This window comes from Agrobacterium sp. ICMP 6402, from assembly GCF_009498615.1.
Classification (GTDB): domain Bacteria; phylum Pseudomonadota; class Alphaproteobacteria; order Rhizobiales; family Rhizobiaceae; genus Agrobacterium; species Agrobacterium burrii.
The window spans coordinates 35420-55271 of the sequence record NZ_QSNV01000003.1 but is presented as its reverse complement, the minus strand read 5'-3'; the positions used below and the strand labels follow the sequence as shown (position 1 = coordinate 55271).

17 protein-coding genes are annotated in these 19852 nt (G+C 59.8%); 10 read left to right on the top strand and 7 right to left on the bottom strand.

The features are described 5' to 3' along the window. The first annotated feature begins 104 nt into the window (after positions 1-104). Positions 105-1088, top strand: a complete 984-nt coding sequence (locus tag DXT96_RS11440) for a polysaccharide deacetylase family protein (RefSeq protein ID WP_153514917.1) — start codon at positions 105-107, stop codon at positions 1086-1088. A gap of 53 nt (positions 1089-1141) precedes the next feature. On the opposite strand, the gene sbmA is transcribed toward DXT96_RS11440, so the two are convergent. The 4 genes from sbmA to DXT96_RS11420 form a co-directional block, all read right to left on the bottom strand. Continuing rightward, a complete protein-coding gene (gene sbmA / locus DXT96_RS11435) occupies positions 1142-2410 on the bottom strand; it encodes a peptide antibiotic transporter SbmA (protein WP_371418843.1) in 1269 nt (422 codons plus the stop codon). Between the two features lie 192 nt (positions 2411-2602). After that, positions 2603-3793: an MFS transporter gene (locus tag DXT96_RS11430; RefSeq protein ID WP_153514916.1), complete on the bottom strand. Its 1191-nt coding sequence runs from the start codon at positions 3791-3793 to the stop codon at positions 2603-2605. 295 nt (positions 3794-4088) lie between these two features. Further along, a complete protein-coding gene (gene map / locus DXT96_RS11425) occupies positions 4089-4841 on the bottom strand; it encodes a type I methionyl aminopeptidase (RefSeq protein ID WP_153514915.1) in 753 nt (250 codons plus the stop codon). A 54-nt stretch (positions 4842-4895) separates the two neighbouring features. Then, complete coding sequence (locus tag DXT96_RS11420) at positions 4896-5957, bottom strand: LLM class flavin-dependent oxidoreductase (protein WP_153514914.1); 1062 nt, start codon at positions 5955-5957, stop codon at positions 4896-4898. A 220-nt stretch (positions 5958-6177) separates the two neighbouring features. Here DXT96_RS11420 and DXT96_RS11415 point away from each other — a divergent pair, with 220 nt between their 5' ends. The 5 genes from DXT96_RS11415 (at position 6178) to DXT96_RS11395 (ending at position 13120) form a co-directional block, all read left to right on the top strand. After that, positions 6178-6954, top strand: coding sequence for a 3-hydroxybutyrate dehydrogenase (locus DXT96_RS11415; protein ID WP_153514913.1), 777 nt, complete (start codon positions 6178-6180; stop codon positions 6952-6954). Positions 6955-7090: 136 nt separating this feature from the next. Further along, positions 7091-8560: a xanthine dehydrogenase small subunit gene (xdhA, locus tag DXT96_RS11410; RefSeq protein WP_153514912.1), complete on the top strand. Its 1470-nt coding sequence runs from the start codon at positions 7091-7093 to the stop codon at positions 8558-8560. Between the two features lie 3 nt (positions 8561-8563). Continuing rightward, positions 8564-10903, top strand: a complete 2340-nt coding sequence (gene xdhB, locus DXT96_RS11405) for a xanthine dehydrogenase molybdopterin binding subunit (protein WP_153514911.1) — start codon at positions 8564-8566, stop codon at positions 10901-10903. A 195-nt stretch (positions 10904-11098) separates the two neighbouring features. After that, complete coding sequence (gene xdhC, locus DXT96_RS11400; RefSeq protein WP_194287623.1) at positions 11099-11953, top strand: xanthine dehydrogenase accessory protein XdhC; 855 nt, start codon at positions 11099-11101, stop codon at positions 11951-11953. A gap of 237 nt (positions 11954-12190) precedes the next feature. After that, the gene (locus DXT96_RS11395; protein WP_153514909.1) at positions 12191-13120 is read left to right on the top strand and encodes a LysR substrate-binding domain-containing protein; all 930 of its coding nucleotides are present in this window, start codon (positions 12191-12193) and stop codon (positions 13118-13120) included. Here the strand turns inward: DXT96_RS11395 and DXT96_RS11390 are convergent. Then, complete coding sequence (locus DXT96_RS11390; RefSeq protein WP_194287622.1) at positions 13096-13434, bottom strand: hypothetical protein; 339 nt, start codon at positions 13432-13434, stop codon at positions 13096-13098. The genes DXT96_RS11395 and DXT96_RS11390 overlap by 25 nt on opposite strands. 462 nt (positions 13435-13896) lie before the next feature. On the opposite strand from DXT96_RS11390, the gene puuD reads away from it, so the two are divergent. The 4 genes from puuD (at position 13897) to DXT96_RS11370 (ending at position 18704) form a co-directional block, all read left to right on the top strand. After that, positions 13897-15159 (top strand): urate hydroxylase PuuD, encoded by a 1263-nt coding sequence (gene puuD / locus DXT96_RS11385; RefSeq protein ID WP_153514907.1) that lies wholly within the window; start codon positions 13897-13899, stop codon positions 15157-15159. Further along, positions 15156-16466, top strand: coding sequence for a guanine deaminase (gene guaD, locus DXT96_RS11380; protein WP_153514906.1), 1311 nt, complete (start codon positions 15156-15158; stop codon positions 16464-16466). The genes puuD and guaD overlap by 4 nt, the downstream gene beginning before the upstream one ends. Positions 16467-16770: 304 nt before the next feature. Next, complete coding sequence (locus tag DXT96_RS11375; protein WP_153515116.1) at positions 16771-17490, top strand: sulfite exporter TauE/SafE family protein; 720 nt, start codon at positions 16771-16773, stop codon at positions 17488-17490. Positions 17491-17570: 80 nt separating this feature from the next. Further along, positions 17571-18704, top strand: a complete 1134-nt coding sequence (locus tag DXT96_RS11370) for an alpha-hydroxy acid oxidase (protein ID WP_153514905.1) — start codon at positions 17571-17573, stop codon at positions 18702-18704. A 201-nt stretch (positions 18705-18905) separates the two neighbouring features. On the opposite strand, the gene DXT96_RS11365 is transcribed toward DXT96_RS11370, so the two are convergent. Next, positions 18906-19250 (bottom strand): multidrug efflux SMR transporter, encoded by a 345-nt coding sequence (locus tag DXT96_RS11365; protein ID WP_153514904.1) that lies wholly within the window; start codon positions 19248-19250, stop codon positions 18906-18908. Further along, on the bottom strand, positions 19247-19831 hold the full coding sequence (locus tag DXT96_RS11360) for a TetR/AcrR family transcriptional regulator (protein ID WP_153514903.1): 585 nt from the start codon (positions 19829-19831) through the stop codon (positions 19247-19249). Before DXT96_RS11360 ends, DXT96_RS11365 begins: the two co-directional genes overlap by 4 nt. Between the last annotated feature and the right edge of the window lie 21 nt (positions 19832-19852).

The following is a 19852-nucleotide window of genomic DNA, read 5'->3' as shown; positions in this document are numbered from 1 at the left end:
GCAGAACAGGAATTAGGCTTAAAGACGTTTAAAAGCCAGACTATTCAAAGCTTCGCCTTATTCCACCCGCAAAAGGCCACGATGTTTCATATGACGGATGACTGATGTTTCGCGAATTTGCCGCTTTTTCCCTGTCGCTTCTCACCGCCCTGCCCGCTTTTGCCGAAAATACGGAAAAGCCGAAGCAGCTCGTCATCGTGTCTTTTGATGGCGCAGGCGACAATACGCTATGGGAAAGAAGCCGGGCGACAGCGAAGGAAGTCGGCGCCCATTTCACCTATTTTCTCGCCTGCACACTGGTGCTGGATCGCAAGACCAGCGCCAAGACCTATCAGGGACCCGGCCAGAAGGCCGGTCGCTCGAATGTCGGTTTCGGCCAGTCGCCGGAAGAGGTGGAGGCAAGGCTCAGAAACATCTGGGCCGCCTATCGCGAAGGTAACGAGATCGGCAACCACACCTGCGGCCATTTCGATGGCGGGCAGTGGACAGCGGAACAATGGGACGGCGAATTCACCACCTTCACCAGCATGCTGGAAAACGCCTGGCAAATGATCGGCAAGAAGGGCGAAGAACCCGAAGGCTGGCGCGACATGGTGAAGAACATCAACGGTTTCCGCGCCCCTTATCTGTCGCAGGGACCGGCTTTGACCGCCGCGCAGAAGAAGCACGGCTTCGTTTATGACGCCACCAGCGTTACCAAGGGACCGGAATGGCCGGTGGAGCGTGACGGTATTCAACATTTCGGCCTGCCGCTCATACCGGAAGGACCTGGCAACCGGCCCATCATCGCCATGGACTACAATCTCTTCATCCGCCATTCCATCGGCGTCGAGACACCGGATCGTTCGAAGGAATTCGAGGAACGCGCCTACACGGCCTTCCGCAACGCTTTCGACAGGCAATATAATGGCGAGCGCATTCCGCTACAGATGGGCTTTCACTTCGTGAAGATGAATGGCGGCGCCTATTGGAACGCCTATGAGCGCCTGCTGCGCGAAGTCTGCCGGAAAGACGATGTCGCCTGCGTGAGTTATGCTGAGGCGATGCCGATGATCGAGGCCCGCAAGAAGCAGAAGACCGAGGGCTGAAATTGTCAGCTCGCGCAAAAAAGGCGGCCGGTTGGCCGCCTTTTTTGTTTTCGTCAGGGCTTGTTGGCCGCCAGCTCACCTGCTTCCGCTTCCCGCTGAAGATAACGCTCGTCGATGTCAGGCAGGGGTTTGTCGTCGATCGCGGCTTCGAAGGCCACGAGACGTTTATGGATGGAAAGCAGTTCGATGATCGTCGTCCAGGAATTGACCAGATACTGAAACGAATTGCTGACCTGACCGAAGGCCGTGGCGATCTGCTGGTAGATACCATAGGTGATCTTGCCGGCGACGATGGTGGGAACAAGCATCAGGAGCAGGAACACCGCATCGGCCTGGATGTAGAAATACCGCGCCACGTTGAAATAGAGATAGTGCCAGTACATGCGGAAATAGTTCTTCCGCACATTGGAATAGAGCTCCTTGACTGTCGGCGGCTGGGCGCGGTCGGCGTGATCCTCGCCATAGACCAGTTCCTTACGATAGGCGGCTTCCACACGCTGGTTGCGGAAGTTCAAGCCGGGCAGCTTGATGCCGACCGTCGCCAGCAGCACCGTACCGAATATGGACCAGACGATCGCCAGCCAGAACAGCGCATGCGGCACTTCGCCGATGATCGGCAATTCAGAGACATAGGACGACAGCGCAAACAGGATCGGCAGGAAAACGACGAGCGTCATCACCGAGTTGATCAGGGTGATGCCCAATGCCTCCAGCGTGGAGGAGAACCGCATCGTATCTTCCTGAACACGCTGGGAAGCACCTTCGATATGGCGCAGCTTTTCCCACTTGGACATGTAGAAGTCGTTCATCGCGGTTCGCCAGCGGAAGATGTAATGGCTGGTGAAGAAATCCGTCAGGATCGAAACCGCCATGCTGAGAAAGGCGATCTTGGCGAAGACGATCTGGAGGCTGTAGAAATCCCAGACTTCGATACCCGGTTGTTTGGAAAGGGCATTTTGCAGAAGATCGCCGAAAGGCCGCCGGAAATTATTGATGACGACGGAAATCTGAACGCCGAAATAGGTCACCGCGATAATCAGCAGCGATCCCCATATGGACCAGAGCTTCCAGGGGTGATCCTTGGCGATGACGGTCCAGACAACGCCGAATAACGCCAGGCACGATGCGAGATAGCAGTAAAAGAACAGATTTGCGGGAACCAGAAAATAGCTGAGATCGTAGGGTTCCTGCTCGGGCATCACATAGCCCCAAGACCTGCCTACGCTATCAACGATGAAGTACCAGGCAAGAATGGCGACGAAGGCCCAGACAATCGCGGAGATGAAGAACAATTTGGGCTTGGGAAAGAAAGAATGAAACACGTTTAGAACTCACGCGCGTTTGAAATCAGCCATTATTGGCGAAGCACTAGATGGCCCGAACCTAGGGCAGAAATTTGTGCACAGCAACGGCGAAGCGCGGACCTTAACAAGATGTAAGGCGCGAACGGCGGATCGATCCCGGCGAAAAGCCTCGCAAAAGGTCTGGATTGGTGCCGGAGAACCCGTGCAGGCTCAACGCAGCCGCTCGGCGGCAAGAACCGGCAGCATCAGCACGATACTGACGACCAGCACGGCGGAGGCGAGAATGCTGGGCGCGGTAAAACTTCCCGTCACCTCGGCGATCCACCCGGCGGCCAGCGGCCCGACGATCTGCCCCATTCCGAAGGCCGCCGTCATCAGCGCGAAGGCGCGGCGCGGGCTTGGCCCGGCAAATTCCCGGCCGAGCTGCAGGCCATAGGCGGTGATGACCATGAAGGTCAGCCCCAGAAGCAGACCGCCCGCCAGAACGCCAGGCACCGGTGGCAGCATCACGGAGGCGAAGACGCCGACGGCTTCGACGGCAAGAACGATCACGAAGGCCCGTTTCAGCCCCTTCGCCTTCAGCAGCGGTTTCCACAGGAACAGCGAAACGGCGGCGGCGCAGCCGGTGATGAACCACGCCAGAAATTCCACGAAAGCGCCGGCCGCCGCCATGCGGGCAATCGCCACGATGAAGGTGGCGGTGATGACATAACCGAAACCGAACAGCCCATAGGCGAGCGTTGTCAGAAACAGCGGCCGCGTCCATTGGAGTGGCGGCTCGGCCACCGAGGACGCATGCCGCGGCGGGCCTGCGGGCAGCACCCGCCAGACAAGCAGAAATGTCAGGAAGGAAAAGACGGCGCCGGCGATCCACTCCTCCCGCCAGGAGGCGCCGCCGCCATCAAAAACAACACCGATCAGATAGACCGCAAGCGAGGAGATCGCGATACCCGCGCCAACCCCGCCATAATGCAGCGCCTGAATATGATCCTTACCGGCCTTCATGGCGTGGCCGATGACGATCTGCGACGTGAAGATCATGGTCAGCGCGCTGGCGACACCGGCGAGAAAGCGGATGATGGTGAAGGCCGCGACGGAATTGAACGCGGCCATGGCAAGCAGCAGCGCAGCCGTGGAAAACAGACCACCAAGCGCGACCAGCCGCTCCCGTCCAGAACCCCAGGAATAGGCCGAAAGCACCGCACCCGCCAGATAACCGGCAAAATTCCCCGCCGCGACAATGCCCGCATCCCCCGCCGAAAGCGGCACATCCGCCATCATGCCAGGCAGGATGGGGGTGAAGGAAAAGCGGCCGAAACCCATGGCGGACGCCATCATGAGAGCCCCGGCGAAACCGAGTGCAGTCAGATGTCTGGCGGAAAGTGGCTTGTCGGTGGTCATGCATGGCTTATCGCAATCGGGCGGATAAGCGACAAGCGAGTTATTTTGATCGGCGTCATAAGCCGGATTTATCGGTCACGCGGCGAGCAGCGATGCGTTCCGAGTGTGCCGCGTATTTCTTCTCCCCGAGAGGGAGAAGGTGGCCCGAAGGGTTCGGATGAGGGGGCAACGTTGCCGGATTTTCGGAGAGCTTGCCCCCTCAACCCGCTGCCGCGGACTTCTCCCCGGCGGGGAGAAGAAACAAGCGGCACGCACTCCCCTTAAAAGCGAGGATGACGGAGAGGAGGTTTAGCTGTCATTCAACCAGCGTCAGCACCAGCGGCCCGTTCTTCGTCGCCACTACGGTATGCTCATACTGCACAGTCGGCGCGCTCGGATCGCTGTAGAGCGTCCACGGATCGTCATCACCATCTTCGGCCCAATAGGCCCCTGTCGAAAGAAACGGCTCGACGGTAAACACCATGCCTTCCTGCATGATGCGGCGCTCGTCCTTGTCCGGCCAGGTCGCCAGTTCCTTCGGCTCCTCATGCAGGGAGCGGCCGATGCCGTGGCTCGCCAGATTGGTGATCAGCGTATAGCGGTTCTTTTTCGCGAAAGCGCCGATGGCATTGCCGATATCGGCGAAGGGCCGCCCGGTTTTCACCTGCTGCAGGCCTGTCCACATGGCGCGTTTGCCATCACGGCACAGCCGTTCGATATCCTTCTTCACCGGCGGCACGGCAAAAGACGAACCCGTATCGCCGAAAAAGCCGTTCTTCACCGCTGAGACATCGATATTGACGAGATCACCCGCCTTGATGATGCGTGGCCCCGGAATACCGTGGGCCACTTCCTCGTTGACGCTGATGCAGGTCGCGCCGGGAAACTTGTAGCAGAACTCCGGCGCGGATTGCGCACCATTGTCCTCCAGCACCTTGCGGCCGATCGCATCCAGTTCGGCCGTGGTGATGCCGGGTTCCAGCGCGTCCGCCATGGTCTGCATGGCAACGGCGCACAAACGGCCGATATCCTTCAGCAGATCAAGTTCTTCTTCGGTGGAAATGACCATGTCTCTGTCCGTCGTTCTATTTGGCGGGTCTGAAAACGCCCGCCTTGGTAATCATCAGGCCGTGGCTTTCACCGGATCGGCACTCCCCGTCAATTCTTTTCTGACAACAGGGGCGACTTTCGTACCATAAAGCTCGATGCCGCGCATGATCTGATCATGCGGCATCAACCCGATGGCCATCTGCAGCAGGAAGCGATCATTCTTGAACACGCCATGTGCCTTGATGATCTTTTCCGCCACCAGTTCCGGTTCGCCAAGGAAGAGATTGCCCTCCGGCCCGCGCGCTGCATCGAAATGGGCGCGGTTCGTCGGCCCCCAGCCGCGCTCGCGGCCGATGCGGTTCATCACCTCCGCCTGCGGCCCGTAAAACTGGTCCGCCGCCTTGTCGGTGGTGTCGGCAATGAAGCCGTGCACATTGATGCTGGTGCGCAGCTTCGTCTTCTCCTGTCCCGCCCGGCGTGCTGCCTCATGGTAGAGGTCGAACAACGGTGCGAAACGGCGATATTCGCCGCCGATGATGGCGAGCGCTACCGGCAAGCCCATGGCGCCTGCCCGCGCCACCGATTGCGGCGTGCCGCCCACGGCGATCCACACGGGCAGACGTTCCTGCAACGGACGCGGATAAACGCCGCGCCCATTGATGGCCGGATGTTTGGTGCCGGACCAGGTGACGATTTCCTGCTCGCGCAGCGCCAGAAGCAGATCAAGCTTTTCGGAAAACAACACGTCGTAATCTTCGAGGTCGTAACCGAACAGCGGGTAGGATTCGATAAAAGAACCACGCCCGGCCATGATTTCGGCGCGACCGTTCGAGAGAAGATCGACGGTCGAAAATTGCTGGAAAACCCGCACCGGATCATCCGAACTCAACACCGAGACGGCGCTGGTGAGACGGATGTTCTTCGTCTTCACCGCCGCAGCCGCAAGCACGGTGGAGGGTGAGGAAGCGACATAATCCGGGCGGTGGTGCTCGCCCAGCCCGAAAACATCAAGCCCGACCTGATCGGCAAGCTCGATTTCCTCAAGAAGATCCTTCAGACGGCGCGCGCCTTCCGGCCCGCGGCCATCGGCCGGGTTGGGATTGACATCCGCGAATGTGTAAAGACCGAGTTCCATAAACGATACCTCTGTTTGCTTGCCTGAGAGATAGGGACGGGCGGCCCGGCAGACAAACGTAAAATCTGCCGCAAAATCTGGATGCTTAGCGTCGAAAAAATCGATGGCCGCAGCGCCAGGAACCGTGCTGACCTCTCAATCCTAAATGGCGATTGCCAGCCTGCCCCCTTTGGGCATAACCTGCTTAAACATGTGCGAAGTAATGCAAAAAGGGGAAAGCATGCATCGGACAGTTATCGTGACAGGCTCTACAAGCGGTATCGGCCTTGGCATCGCCCAGCGATTTGCGCGGGAAGGCGCCAATATCGTGCTGAACGGCTTTGGCGACGAGGACGAGATTGAAAAACTGCGCCTTTTGCTGGAGGCCGAAAGCGGCGGGCGCGTGCTTTACCACCCGGCCGATATGACGAAGCCGCACGAGATCGCCGACCTCATCAATTCCTCCCACGAAAAGCTCGGCTCGGTGGATGTGCTCATCAACAATGCCGGCATCCAGCATATCGCGCCCATCGAGGACTTCCCGACGGAAAAATGGGACTGGATCATCGCCATTAATCTGACCAGTTCCTTCCATACCATGCGCGCCGCGATACCGCTGATGAAAAAGGCCGGTAAAGGCCGCATCATCAACATTTCCTCGGCCCATGGCCTCGTCGCCTCGCCGTTCAAATCGGCCTATGTGGCGGCCAAACACGGCATCATGGGCCTGACGAAGACGGCAGCGCTTGAACTTGCGCAGACCGGCGTCACCGTCAACGCCATCTGTCCCGGTTACGTGCTGACACCGCTTGTCGAAAAGCAGATACCGGAAATGGCCAAGGTGCGCGGCATCAGCGAAGAGGCGGTGAAGAACGACGTGATGCTGGAATTGCAGGCAACCAAGCAATTCGTCACCGTCGACGATGTGGCGGCTGCTGCCCTGTTTCTGGCAAGCGACGCAGCCAGCAACATCACCGGCACGCATATTTCCGTCGATGGCGGCTGGACGGCGCAATAATTGCCGGTTTTTCTTTCCGTTATGGAAACAATGAATTGCCAAAACGGAAATCGATATGCACGCGCGGTCGTGCATAGATGTATCGGGATAATGACAAGAAACCGGCTCGGCAGCCGGACAAAAAGCAGGGCATTGCATGAAAGACGCGATCAGCTTCATCCTCAACAGCGAAACCATCTCGCTTAGGGATTTCGGACCGACCGACACGCTTCTCGATTACCTCCGCATCAGCAAGCGGTTGACCGGGACCAAGGAAGGCTGCGCGGAAGGCGACTGCGGCGCCTGCACGGTGCTGGTCGGGCGGCTGCTGGATGGTTCGCTGCGGTATGAAAGCGTCAATGCCTGCATCCGTTTTTTAGGCTCGCTGCACGGCACCCACATCGTCACGGTGGAGCATCTGGCCGCCCGCGATGGCACGCTGCACCCCGTTCAGCAGGCCATGGTGGATTTCCACGGGTCGCAATGCGGTTTCTGCACGCCGGGCTTCATCATGTCGCTTTATGGCCTCTGGCTGACCAGCGAAAAACCCGGCCGCGCCGATATCGAAAAGGCGCTGCAAGGCAATCTCTGTCGATGCACGGGTTATGAGCCGATCGTGAAGGCCGCCGAAAAAATCGCCGCGGCCCGCCCCAGTGCACTCTTCGACCCGCTGCAACGGGACCGCACCGACATCATGGCACGGCTCTGGGCAATCCGCGAAAACGAGACGATCACCGTCGTCAGAGGCGAGGATCGCACCATCATTCCGGCGACGCTTTCCGATTTGACCGAGATTTACGCCGCTGAACCGAAGGCCACCATCGTCGCCGGCTGCACCGATGTCGGCCTGTGGGTGACGAAGCAGATGCGAGCGCTGAACCCGGTAATCTTCATCAACAATCTCGGGGATTTGCAGACGATTACCGTGGATGAGGACGGCGTCACGCTCGGTGCCGGCGTCACCTACAGCCAGGCCTTCAAGACCATTGCAGACCATTTCCCACCGCTTGCCCGGCTGTTCAACCGCCTCGGCGGCGAGCAGGTGCGCAATATGGGAACCATCGGCGGCAACATCGCCAACGGCTCGCCCATCGGCGATACACCACCGGCGCTGATCGCGCTTGGCGCGACGCTCACCCTGCGCTCGTCTTCCGGCGGCCGCACCGTGCCGCTGGAGAGCTATTTCATCGATTACGGCAAACAGGACCGGCTGAGCGGCGAATTCGTCGAAAAGCTCTTCATCCCGTTCCAGAGACCGGAAAGCCATTACGCCGTCTACAAGATTTCCAAACGGCGCGACGAGGATATTTCCGCGCTGTGCGCCGCTTTTAATCTGACACTCGACGCTGAAGGCACCATCGAAGATATCCGCATCGCCTTTGGCGGCATGGCCGGCACGCCGAAACGGGCCGCGCATCTGGAGGCAGCCCTTCTCGGCAAGGCGTGGTCGCAAGATACTATCGACGCGGCGCGCGATGTGCTGGACGAGGATTTTACACCGCTAACCGACTGGCGCGCGACCGCCGAATATCGCCAATTGACGGCCAAGAACCTGCTGACGCGGTTCTTCCTTGAGACTTCGGGCGAAAAGCAGGAACTTGCGCGCTTCACGCTGGAGGAGGCTTGAACAATGGACACCACAAGCTTCGACAAAACCAAGACCGAAATCGACGGCCCCATCCATACGTCGCTCCGGCACGATTCCGCCCATAAGCATGTGACCGGCAGCGCCGAATATATCGATGATATCCCCGAACCCGCCGGCCTCATCCACGGCGCACTCGGCCTTTCCGACCGCGCACATGCAGAAATCGTCTCGATGGACCTTTCCGAAGTGGAAGCCACACCGGGTGTGTTGTGGGTCATGACCGGCAAGGATGTGCCCGGCGAAAACGATGTCTCGTCAGGCGGCCGTCACGACGAACCTTTGCTGGCCGAAACGAAGGTCGAATTCCACGGACAGCCGATCTTCGCGGTCTTTGCCGAAACCCGCGATATAGCCAGAAAGGCGGCCCGCAAGGCAAAGATCACCTATAAGGACCTGCCGCATTTCACCGATATCGATACGGCAATTGAGAATGGCGGCGCGCTCGTCATCGATCCGATGACGCTGAAACGCGGCGATGCGAAGCTCGAAATGGATGTAGCACCTCGCCGCCTCACCGGCACCATGCGGATCGGCGGGCAGGAGCATTTTTATCTCGAAAGCCACATCGCCATGGCCGTGCCGGGCGAAGACGACGAGGTGACGCTGTGGAGTTCCACCCAGCATCCGAGCGAAATCCAGCATATCGTCAGCCACATCCTGCAGGTGCCGTCCAACGCCGTCACGGTGCAGGTGCGCCGCATGGGTGGCGGTTTCGGCGGTAAGGAAACGCAGGGCAACCAGTTTGCCGCCCTCTGCGCCATTGCCGCCAAGAAACTGAACCGGGCCGTGAAAATTCGCCCGGACCGCGACGAGGACATGAGCGCTACCGGCAAGCGCCATGATTTCCGCGTCGATTACGAGCTTGGCTTCGATGACGAAGGCCGCATCCACGCCGTGGACGCCACCTATGCCGCCCGCTGCGGCTTTTCCTCCGATCTCTCCGGCCCGGTCACGGACCGCGCGCTGTTCCATGCGGATTCCAGCTATTTCTATCCGCATGTGCACCTCACCTCGCGGCCGCTGAAAACCCACACCGTCTCAAACACCGCCTTTCGCGGTTTCGGCGGCCCGCAGGGCATGCTCGGCGCGGAACGGTTCATTGAGGAGATCGCCTATGCCGTTGGCAAGGATCCGCTCGATATCCGCAAACTGAATTTCTACGGCGAGACCGGCTCGGGCCGCACAACGACGCCCTATCATCAGGAAGTCGAGGACAACATCATTGCCCGTGTCGTCGAGGAGCTGGAGACGTCGAGCGACTACAACGCACGACGCGAGGCAATCATCGAGTTCAACAGGACCAGCCCGATCATCCGCAAGGGCATCGCGCTCACCCCGGTAAAATTCGGCATTTCCTTCACCATGACCGCCTTCAATCAGGCGGGCGCGCTGGTGCATATCTATAATGACGGCTCCATCCACCTGAACCATGGCGGCACCGAAATGGGCCAGGGCCTTTACACCAAGGTGGCGCAGGTGGTGGCCGATGCCTTCCAGGTGGATATCGGCCGGGTGAAGATAACAGCCACGACCACCGGCAAGGTGCCGAACACCTCGGCCACCGCCGCCTCCTCCGGCACCGATCTGAACGGCATGGCGGCCTATGACGCCGCCCGCCAGATTCGCGAGCGGCTCATCAAATTCGCCGCTGAAAATTGGAATGTGCCGGAAGAAGAAGTCGTCTTCCTGCCGAACCGGGTGCGCATCGGCCTTGAGGAAATCGCCTTCAATGATTTCATCAAAAAGGCCTATTTCGCCCGCGTGCAGCTTTCCGCCGCCGGTTTTTACAAGACGCCGAAAATCCACTGGGACCGCGCCGCCGGACGCGGCACGCCGTTTTATTATTTCGCCTATGGCGCGGCCTGCTCGGAAGTGTCGATCGATACGCTGACCGGCGAATACATGATGGAACGCACCGATATCCTCCACGATGTCGGCAAGTCGCTCAACCCGGCGATCGATATCGGCCAGATCGAGGGCGCCTTCGTGCAGGGCATGGGCTGGCTGACGACGGAGGAATTGTGGTGGGACGGCAAGGGGCGGCTGCGCACCCATGCGCCCTCCACCTACAAGATCCCGCTCGCCTCCGACCGGCCGAAAATCTTCAACGTTCAGCTGACGGAATGGTCGGAAAATGCCGAACCTACCATCGGCCGCTCCAAGGCCGTGGGCGAGCCACCCTTCATGCTGGCGATCTCGGTTCTGGAAGCCCTCTCCATGGCCGTCGCCTCCGTCGCCGACTACAAGGTCTGCCCGCGCCTCGATGCACCGGCAACGCCCGAACGGGTTCTGATGGCAGTGGAACGGTTGAAGAAGGTGTGAGGGAGGACGTACCCATGCGGCCGAGCCCCCTCATCCGTCGCTTCGCGCCACCTTCTCCCCGGCGGGGAGAAGAAATCTGCCGCGCCGACTCGCCTTTTCTGAAAGCATGTAAGGTGGGCGGAGCCAGTGCTCCGGGTTTCTTCTCCCCGCCGGGGAGAAGGTGGCGCAAAGCGCCGGATGAGGGGGCCAGCCCCAATGCCTGACACCTCCTTATCCACTTTCCTCGCCCGCCCAGCCCCCGCAATCCTCGTGGAAATCGAGTCCGTCAAAGGCTCATCCCCGCGCGAGGCCGGCACCTTCATGCTGGTCAGCCAGGAAGCCCTATGGGAAACCATCGGCGGCGGGCAGTTCGAATATATGGCGATAGACCACGCCCGCGCCATGCTGCGAACGGGTGCCGCCGAAGACCGCATGGACATTCCGCTAGGCCCGGAAATAGGCCAATGCTGCGGCGGTCGCACCCTCATCCGCTTCCGGCACATAACGGCGGAAATCGCCGCCGCGCTGGAGGCAAGGCTGAAGGGTGAAGCCGAACAGCAGCCCGCCGTCTTCATTTTCGGGGCAGGCCATGTCGGCAAAGCGCTGGCTGAAGCGCTGTCGCTGTTGCCTTTGACCCTGACCATGGTGGAAACGCGGGAAGCCGAGCTGCGCGATCTTCCGGCCGGCATCGCATCCATATTGACCCCCATGCCGGAAGCGTTCGTTGCGAAAATCCCGGCAAACGGCGCGGCCATCATCGTTACCCACGATCACGCGCTCGATTTCCTGATTGCGAAGGAAGCGCTTGCTCGCGACGATCTCGCCTATGTCGGCATGATCGGCTCGAAAACCAAACGCGCCACTTTCGCCCATTGGCTGGAGCGGGAAGGAGAGCCCCCTTCCCGCCTTGCAAAACTCATCCTGCCCATCGGCGGCACCAGCGTCCGGGACAAGCGCCCTGCCGTCATAGCGGCCCTTGTGGCAGCCGAGTTGCTGCAAGCATTTTCCGCTGCCGAAACCCGTCGCAACGAAAATCAACGCGCCCATCCTCAAGGCCAAGATCACGCCTGAGCCCATCGGGCAGGCTTTCATCGGCCAGATTGTCCGGCTGAAAGCTTTCAAGGGTAAACCGTTCCGCTGTCCGTAGACCCGCGCGCAGGCGGGACCACGCGCGCAAGAGTGCTGTGCGCATGTTCGTCTCCATTCAGAAATGTCAGAAGTACAGTTGATGAATTGAGCTAAAAATGCTCTGGTTTCCGGAGAAAAACCAATGAAACCTTTGGCCTTTGGCATAAAGAGAACTTATCCATGAAAATGTCTCGCCAGTTCCCCCTGAATGCCCTGCGCGTCTTCGATGCCGCCGCAAGACATCTGAGCTTCACCAAGGCTGGTGAGGAGCTGGGCATGACGCAGACGGCGGTGAGTTATCAGGTGAAGCTGCTGGAGGAAAATATCGGCGAGCCGCTTTTCCTGCGCACGGCGCGGCAGGTATCGCTGACGGAAGCGGGGCAGAAACTGGCCCCGAAGGTTGCGGAAGCCTTCAATATTCTGACGGAAGCCGTCGACAGTGTGCGCGACACGCCCGACGCCACCTTGACCATCCATTCCACCGCCACCTTCGCATCGCGCTGGTTGTCGCGACATCTGGGCGCGTTCCAACTGGAGCATCCCTCCATCGCCGTCAGACTGGAAACATCGGGAACACTGATCGATTTCAATCAGTCGGACTGCGATGTCGCCATTCGCTGGAGCAAAGATGACGTGAAGGGATTGACCTATCACCGGCTGCTTCCCGGCGTATACACGCCGATGCTGCATCCCGATCTTGCGCAGAGCATCGGCGGCTTGAAGCAACCGGAAGACCTGCTGCGGCTGCGCATCATCGATCCCGGCGACGTGTGGTGGAGCCAATGGTTCCGGGAAGTCGGCATCGAAAACCCAAATCTGGAGCGTTATCCGCGCAGCCGCCTCAGCGTTCAGGCTTTCGAAGCGGCAGCCGCGATCGCGGGTCAGGGTGTGGCCATGCTCACCCCTGAACTTTACGCCGACGAGATCGCGCTCGGGCGTCTTTACCAGCCCTTCGGGCATCTCAGCAACGAGGGAAAGAACTACTGGCTGGTCTATCCGGAAAACCGCCGGAACATTCGCAAGATAACGCTGTTTCGCGACTGGATACTGAAGCGGATCGAGGAAAGCCGGCCCCTGCCGCCACATCAAAATCCCATATCCGGCGCATAAAAACAGCGCGGTGTATCCTCATCCGGAAACAGACAGAGATGATATTCGCCGTCCTCGGACCGTCTTGCCTCGCTCTGCGACCAGTTGAAGATATGCCGCCGCGTGACCATGCGGTGATCGCCGGGGGCGAGCGAAACCTCATAACCGTCGGGCGTGACACGAACGCTTCGCGTGGGGATCATCTGGCAGTCGCCGGTTTCGGCATCGCCATTGCAGCAATAGCTCTCATATTTGAACCCCTTGTGGGATTCATGGGCAAGTGCTGTGGCGCTGACCGCCAGCAGCAGAAGCAGGACCGTCAGAACAAGGCGCATCGGCATGGTCTCCGTTGAAAACAACGGCGGTGCCGGAAGGTCATTGCGTCACTTCATTCAAAATCCAAGCATTCATGCACACCCGGACGCAACAGCACCGGGAACTGCGACATCCGCCCTCGATCTGCCCCGCCCCCGGGGTTCGCAGCGCCCGCTTTCGGAATGAACCGCCAGCGAAAACATGTCATCGAAGCCTTCAGGCCCCGCAGCCCGATAGTCTAGCACATCGGCAGACCGCACGAAGGATAATAGCTGAGTCGCATTAGCCAGCTAAGCACAAACGACAGGGCGACGGCGTTTGGCGCAGCTTTACCGGGCTTGCCATCGCGCAATCCACATGCCGAAAGGGTTGTGCACACAAGCGAACCAGATTGTGAACAATCATCGCGTGGTGTTTGCTTTTCCCTTTCCTAACGGTCAAATTTCTCGCAAGGTGCGCTGCACAAGGATCAGGGGAACCGCATGTACGAATATGCCATTGCGTGGGAATGGATGGCCTTTGCCGTTCGCTGGCTCCACGTCATCACCGCCATCGCCTGGATCGGCTCATCCTTTTATTTCATCGCGCTCGATCTCGGGCTGGTCAAACGGGCGCATCTGCCGCCGGGGGCCTATGGCGAGGAATGGCAGGTGCATGGCGGCGGTTTTTACCACATCCAGAAATATCTGGTCGCCCCCGCCCAGATGCCCGAGCATCTGACGTGGTTCAAATGGGAAAGCTACGTCACCTGGCTTTCCGGTTTCGCCATGCTCTGCATCGTTTATTATGGCGGCGCGGACCTTTTCCTCATCGACCATTCGGTGCTGGCGCTCACCCAGTTTCAGGCCATCTGTCTGTCGCTTGCATCGCTGGCCATCGGCTGGCTGTTTTACGATTTCCTCTGCAAATCGCCGCTCGGCAACAATACCTGGGGCCTGATGATCGTGCTTTATGTCGCGCTGGTGGCGATGGCATGGGGTTATACGCAGGTCTTCACCGGCCGTGCCGCCTTCCTGCATCTCGGCGCGTTTACCGCCACCATCATGTCGGCGAACGTGTTTTTCATCATCATTCCGAACCAGAAGATCGTCGTCGCAGACCTAATTGCCGGGCGCACGCCGGACCCGAAATATGGCCGCATCGCCAAGCAGCGCTCGCTGCACAACAACTATCTGACGCTGCCTGTCATCTTCTTCATGCTGTCCAACCACTATCCGCTGGCCTTTGCGACTGAGTTCAACTGGATCATCGCAGCGCTGGTCTTCCTGATGGGCGTTACCATCCGCCACTGGTTCAACACCACCCATGCCCGCAAGGGCAAGCCGACATGGACCTGGCTTGCGACCGCCCTCATCTTCATCGTCATCATGTGGCTTTCCACCGTGCCGAAAGTGCTGACCGGCGAGGAAGAGCAGAAGGCGGCGACGCTTTCGCCGATGCAGCAGCAATTCGTCAGCGACGCTCATTTTACCAAGGCGCGGGATGTGGTTCAGGGCCGCTGTTCCATGTGCCACGCCGCCGAGCCGGTGTGGGAGGGCGTGCCCTTCACGCCGAAATCGGTGAAGCTCGAAACCGACGCGCAGATCGCCGCCCATGCCCGCGAAATCTATTTGCAAGCCGGCCGCAGCCATGCCATGCCTCCCGGCAACATCACCGCCATCACCCCGGATGAGCGCAAAGTGCTGACCGCATGGTATGAAAGCGCGGTCTCCGGGGCTGGGAAAGCCGAAGGAAAGACCGAATGAGCATGGTTCTGCTGCGTGGCCGCCTGCTGAGCTTCCGCCGCGCGCCGCTCACAATCGACGATACGCAAAGCTATCTCTATATCGAAGATGGCGGCCTGCTGCTCGAAAATGGCAAGATCGCCGCCATTGGAGAATACGTCGATATCCGTGCGAAAGCCCCCGAAGACATCGAGGAAAAGGACCGCCGCCCGCACCTCATCGTGCCAGGCCTTATCGACATGCACCTGCATTTCCCGCAAATGCAGGTCATCGGCTCCTATGCCGCCAATCTGCTGGAATGGCTGAACACCTATACTTTCCCCGAAGAATGCCGTTTCGTCGAAACCGCCCATGCACAGCGCATCGCCACGCATTTTTACGACGAGCTTCTGCGCCACGGCACCACCACGGCCGCTGCCTATTGCTCCGTGCACAAGACCTCCGCCGATGCCTTTTTCACTGAGGCCATGAAGCGCAACATGCTGATGGTGGGCGGCAAGGTGATGATGGACCGCAATGCCCCGCAGGGCCTGCTGGACACGCCGGAAACCTCCTATGACGAGACCCGGCAGGTGATCGCCGACTGGCACGGCAAGGGCCGCAACCACGTCGCCATCACCCCCCGCTTCGCCATCACCTCCACGCCGAAACAGATGGAAGCCGCCCAGGCGCTGGCACAGGAGTTTCCCGATCTCTTCATCCAGACGCATCTTTCCGAAAATCTGGACGAGATCAAATATACCTGCGAGCTTTACCCCGAGGCGACCGATTACACCGATATCTATGTGCGCTACGGCCTGATGGGCAACAAGACCCTGCTCGGCCACGCCATCCACCTCTCCGAACGCGAAGCGGATGTGCTGTCGGAAACCGGCGCAGTCGCCGTTCATTGCCCCACCTCCAACCTCTTCATCGGTTCCGGCCTGTTCCCGATGAAGAAGCTGCAACGGCGCGAAAAGCCTGTTCGTATCGCGGTTGCGACCGATATCGGCGGCGGATCGAGCTATTCCATGCTGCGCACCATGGATGAGGCCTACAAGATCCAGCAATTGCTGGGCGAGCGCCTCAACCCGCTGGAAAGCTGGTATCTCATGACGCGCGGCAACGCCGAAGCGCTTTCCATGGTCGACCGCATCGGCACGCTGGACGCCGGCACCGATGCCGACATCACGGTGCTCAACGCCTCCTCCACGCCTGCCATGGCGCTGAAAATGGAAGTGGTGAAAAGCCTGACGGAAGAACTGTTCCTGATGCTGACAATGGGTGATGACCGCACGGTGGTCGAGACCTATGTGGCCGGCAGGGCAATGAAGAGCGTGCTGGCATAGTTCGGCTTGGGCCGAAACATAAAGCCGCTCACTCAATTATATCAGTCACATATTGGAGCGAGCGGATGCCGCTTGTTTCTTCTCCCCGCCGGGGAGAAGTCCGCGGCAGCGGGATGAGGGGGCAAGCGTGCGGTCAATCGCTGGCGTTGCCCCCTCATCCGACCCTTCGGGCCACCTTCTCCCCGGCGGGGAGAAGAACCGTGCCGCACCCGCTCGCTATACATGATTGCCTGACGCCGTCTCGGCCGAATGCGAAAACGCTGTGGAGCACCCCGTGGCCAACTTCGACACAACCACCCTGCTCATGGTTCTCGCGACCTTCATCGTCGCCGGCATCGTCAAGGGCGTCACCGGCATGGGACTGCCCACCGTCGCCATGGGCGTGCTCGGTCTCTTCATGCCGCCGGTCATTGCCGCAGGGCTGCTCATCCTGCCCTCCTTCATCACCAATATCTGGCAGTTACTGGCCGGGCCGGATTTCCGGGCCATCGTGAAGCGGCTATGGCCGATGATGATCGCCATCGCCCTCGGCACCCTCATCGGCATCCGGCTGATGACGTCAGGCACCGGCGTCTGGACTACCTCGGCGCTCGGCCTCTGCCTTGCGGCTTACGCGGCCTACAGCCTGTTTGCCAGACCCGTCTCGATTCCGGCAAGGCTGGAACCGAAGCTCTCCCCGGTTATGGGGCTGGCAACAGGCCTGCTGACCGGCGGCACCGGAATTTTCGTCGTGCCCGCCGTGCCCTATATCCAGTCGCTCGGTTTCAGCCGCGATGATCTCGTGCAGGCGCTTGGCCTTTCCTTCACCGTCTCCACCGTCGCGCTCGCCGCCGGCCTTGCCTCCCAGAATGCCTTTCACGTTGAGCATCTGTCGCTTTCCGCGCTGGCCGTGCTGCCCGCGCTCGCCGGCATGTGGCTTGGCCAGAAGATCCGCTATATCGTCAGCCCGGCGACGTTCCGGCGCTGGTTTCTCATCTGCCTGCTTTTACTGGGAGCCGAACTGTTTTTGCGGGCGTTCTGGTGATGAAAATCCGTCGATTTTGATGTTGCAGCCGCCACATTCATGCTATGTGAAGCCATCATTCAAATGTGAAGGCTTTATCCATGGGCAAAATCCTCACCATAGCGGACCTGAAGCGACAGGCTCAGCGCCGTGTGCCAAAAATGTTTTTCGACTATGCCGATAGCGGCGCTTGGACGGAAAGCACCTACCGCGCCAATGAGGATGATTTCGCGAAGATAAAGCTGCGCCAGCGCGTGCTGGTGGATATGACCGACCGGTCGCTGGCGACAGAAATGGTCGGCGAGAAGGTTTCGATGCCGGTGGCGCTCTCCCCCACCGGGCTGACCGGCATGCAACATGCCGATGGCGAAATGCTGGCCGCAAAAGCGGCTGAGGAATTCGGCGTGCCTTTCACGCTCTCCACCATGAGCATCTGCTCCATAGAGGATGTCGCATCCGTCACGTCGAAGCCCTTCTGGTTCCAGCTTTACGTGATGAAGGACCGGGACTTCGTCAACAACCTGATCGACCGCGCCAAGGCGGCGGGGTGCTCGGCACTGGTGCTGACGCTCGACCTGCAAGTTCTCGGCCAGCGTCACAAGGATTTGCGCAACGGCCTGTCGGCGCCACCGAAATTCACCCCGAAACATATCTGGCAGATGGCGACCCGGCCGAAATGGTGCCTGGACATGGCTCGCACCAAGCGCCGCAGCTTCGGTAACATCGTCGGGCACGCCAAAAACGTCTCCGACCTGTCGTCGCTCTCTTCATGGACGGCGGAGCAGTTCGATCCGCGCCTGTCCTGGAAAGATGTCGAATGGATCAAGCAGCGCTGGGGCGGCAAGCTGATCCTCAAGGGCATTCTTGACGAGGAAGATGCGCGCGCCTCGCTCGACACAGGCGCCGACGCCATCATCGTCTCCAACCATGGCGGCCGCCAGCTCGATGGCGCGCATTCCTCCATCGCCATGCTGCCGAAGATCGTCGATGCTGTCGGCGACAGGGTCGAGGTGCACATGGATGGCGGCATTCGCTCCGGTCAGGACGTACTGAAGGCAGTAGCGCTCGGTGCCAAGGGCACCTATATCGGCCGCCCCTTCCTCTACGGCCTCGGCGCTGATGGCAAACAGGGCGTGACGACGGCGCTGGAGATCATCCGCAAGGAAATGGATGTCAGCATGGCGCTTTGCGGCAAGAGGCTGATCACGGATGTGGATCGCAGTATTTTGGCGTGATGGTGACGTAGAGTAGATGGGGCAGCGCCTCAGAGCCGAGGCGTCATGAAGTCCCGCCCTACGCCGCCTCCCTCATCCCTGTGCCTGTCACAGGGATCCAGCCAGCCCAAGTCCTTGGGCTGAAAGGAGTCTTTCCGTCGCGCAGACGCGCGCCGATTGGATTCCTGTGACAAGCACAGGAATGAGGGTGGAGGGATGCCGTCAATGCCCCACCGTCTTCGAAAACACATTCACGATCACCACGCCGGTGATGATGAAACCGAGACCGATAACGGCGGCAATATCCAGCGTCTGGCGGAAAACAAAATATCCAATGCCGGAAATCAGCACTATGCCGAGCCCGCTCCAGATCGCATAGGCCACGCCGACAGGGATGACGCGCAGCGTGAATGACAGAAGATAAAAGGCCGCGCCGTAAAACACCGCCATCAGCACCGTCGGCAGCAACCTGGTGAATTGCTGCGACTGCTGCAGGAAAGAGGTTGCTATGACCTCGCAGATAATGGCCGCGACAAGCGCCCCATAGGTAAAAACAGCCGCGTTCATCGTTCCGTTTCCTTTGTCGTCTGGGCGATCATCCGGGCCTTGAGAGCCACCCTGTCGCCACCTGCCCTGCCATCATCGGCCAGCAGATCGGCAAACCAGATGCCATCAGCCGCAAGCCGCACCATCTCCAGTACCACCCCGTCATCCGTATCTTTATGACGGGCAAGACGCCCCTCTACCCAGCTGGTCCACATGCGCCTGAGCGACGGTTCGCCGACCATGGAAACCGAGATCGCCGCCCACTGCCTGCCCGAATCCCGGTCGCGATCATCGAAAACCGCGTTGACATAGGCCCGCGTGAAGCTCCCATAAGCTTCACAATCCTGTGAGATGAGGGCGTCGATTTCCGCATCCAGCGCGCCCAGAAGGTCCGCCATCACCGCCTCCAGCAAGACCTGCTTGGAGGCGAAATGGTGGAATAACCCGCCCTTCGTCACCCCGGCGGCATCGGCCACCGCCTGCACGGAAAGCGCGGCAACGCCCTGATCAGCAGCAAGTTTCGCCGCGCAATCGAGAAGATTGCGGCGCACGATTTCCGGCTGTTTTTTACGTTCGTGAGCATTTGTCATGTTTGCAAACATACCGGACGGTAGGTTTCTTTT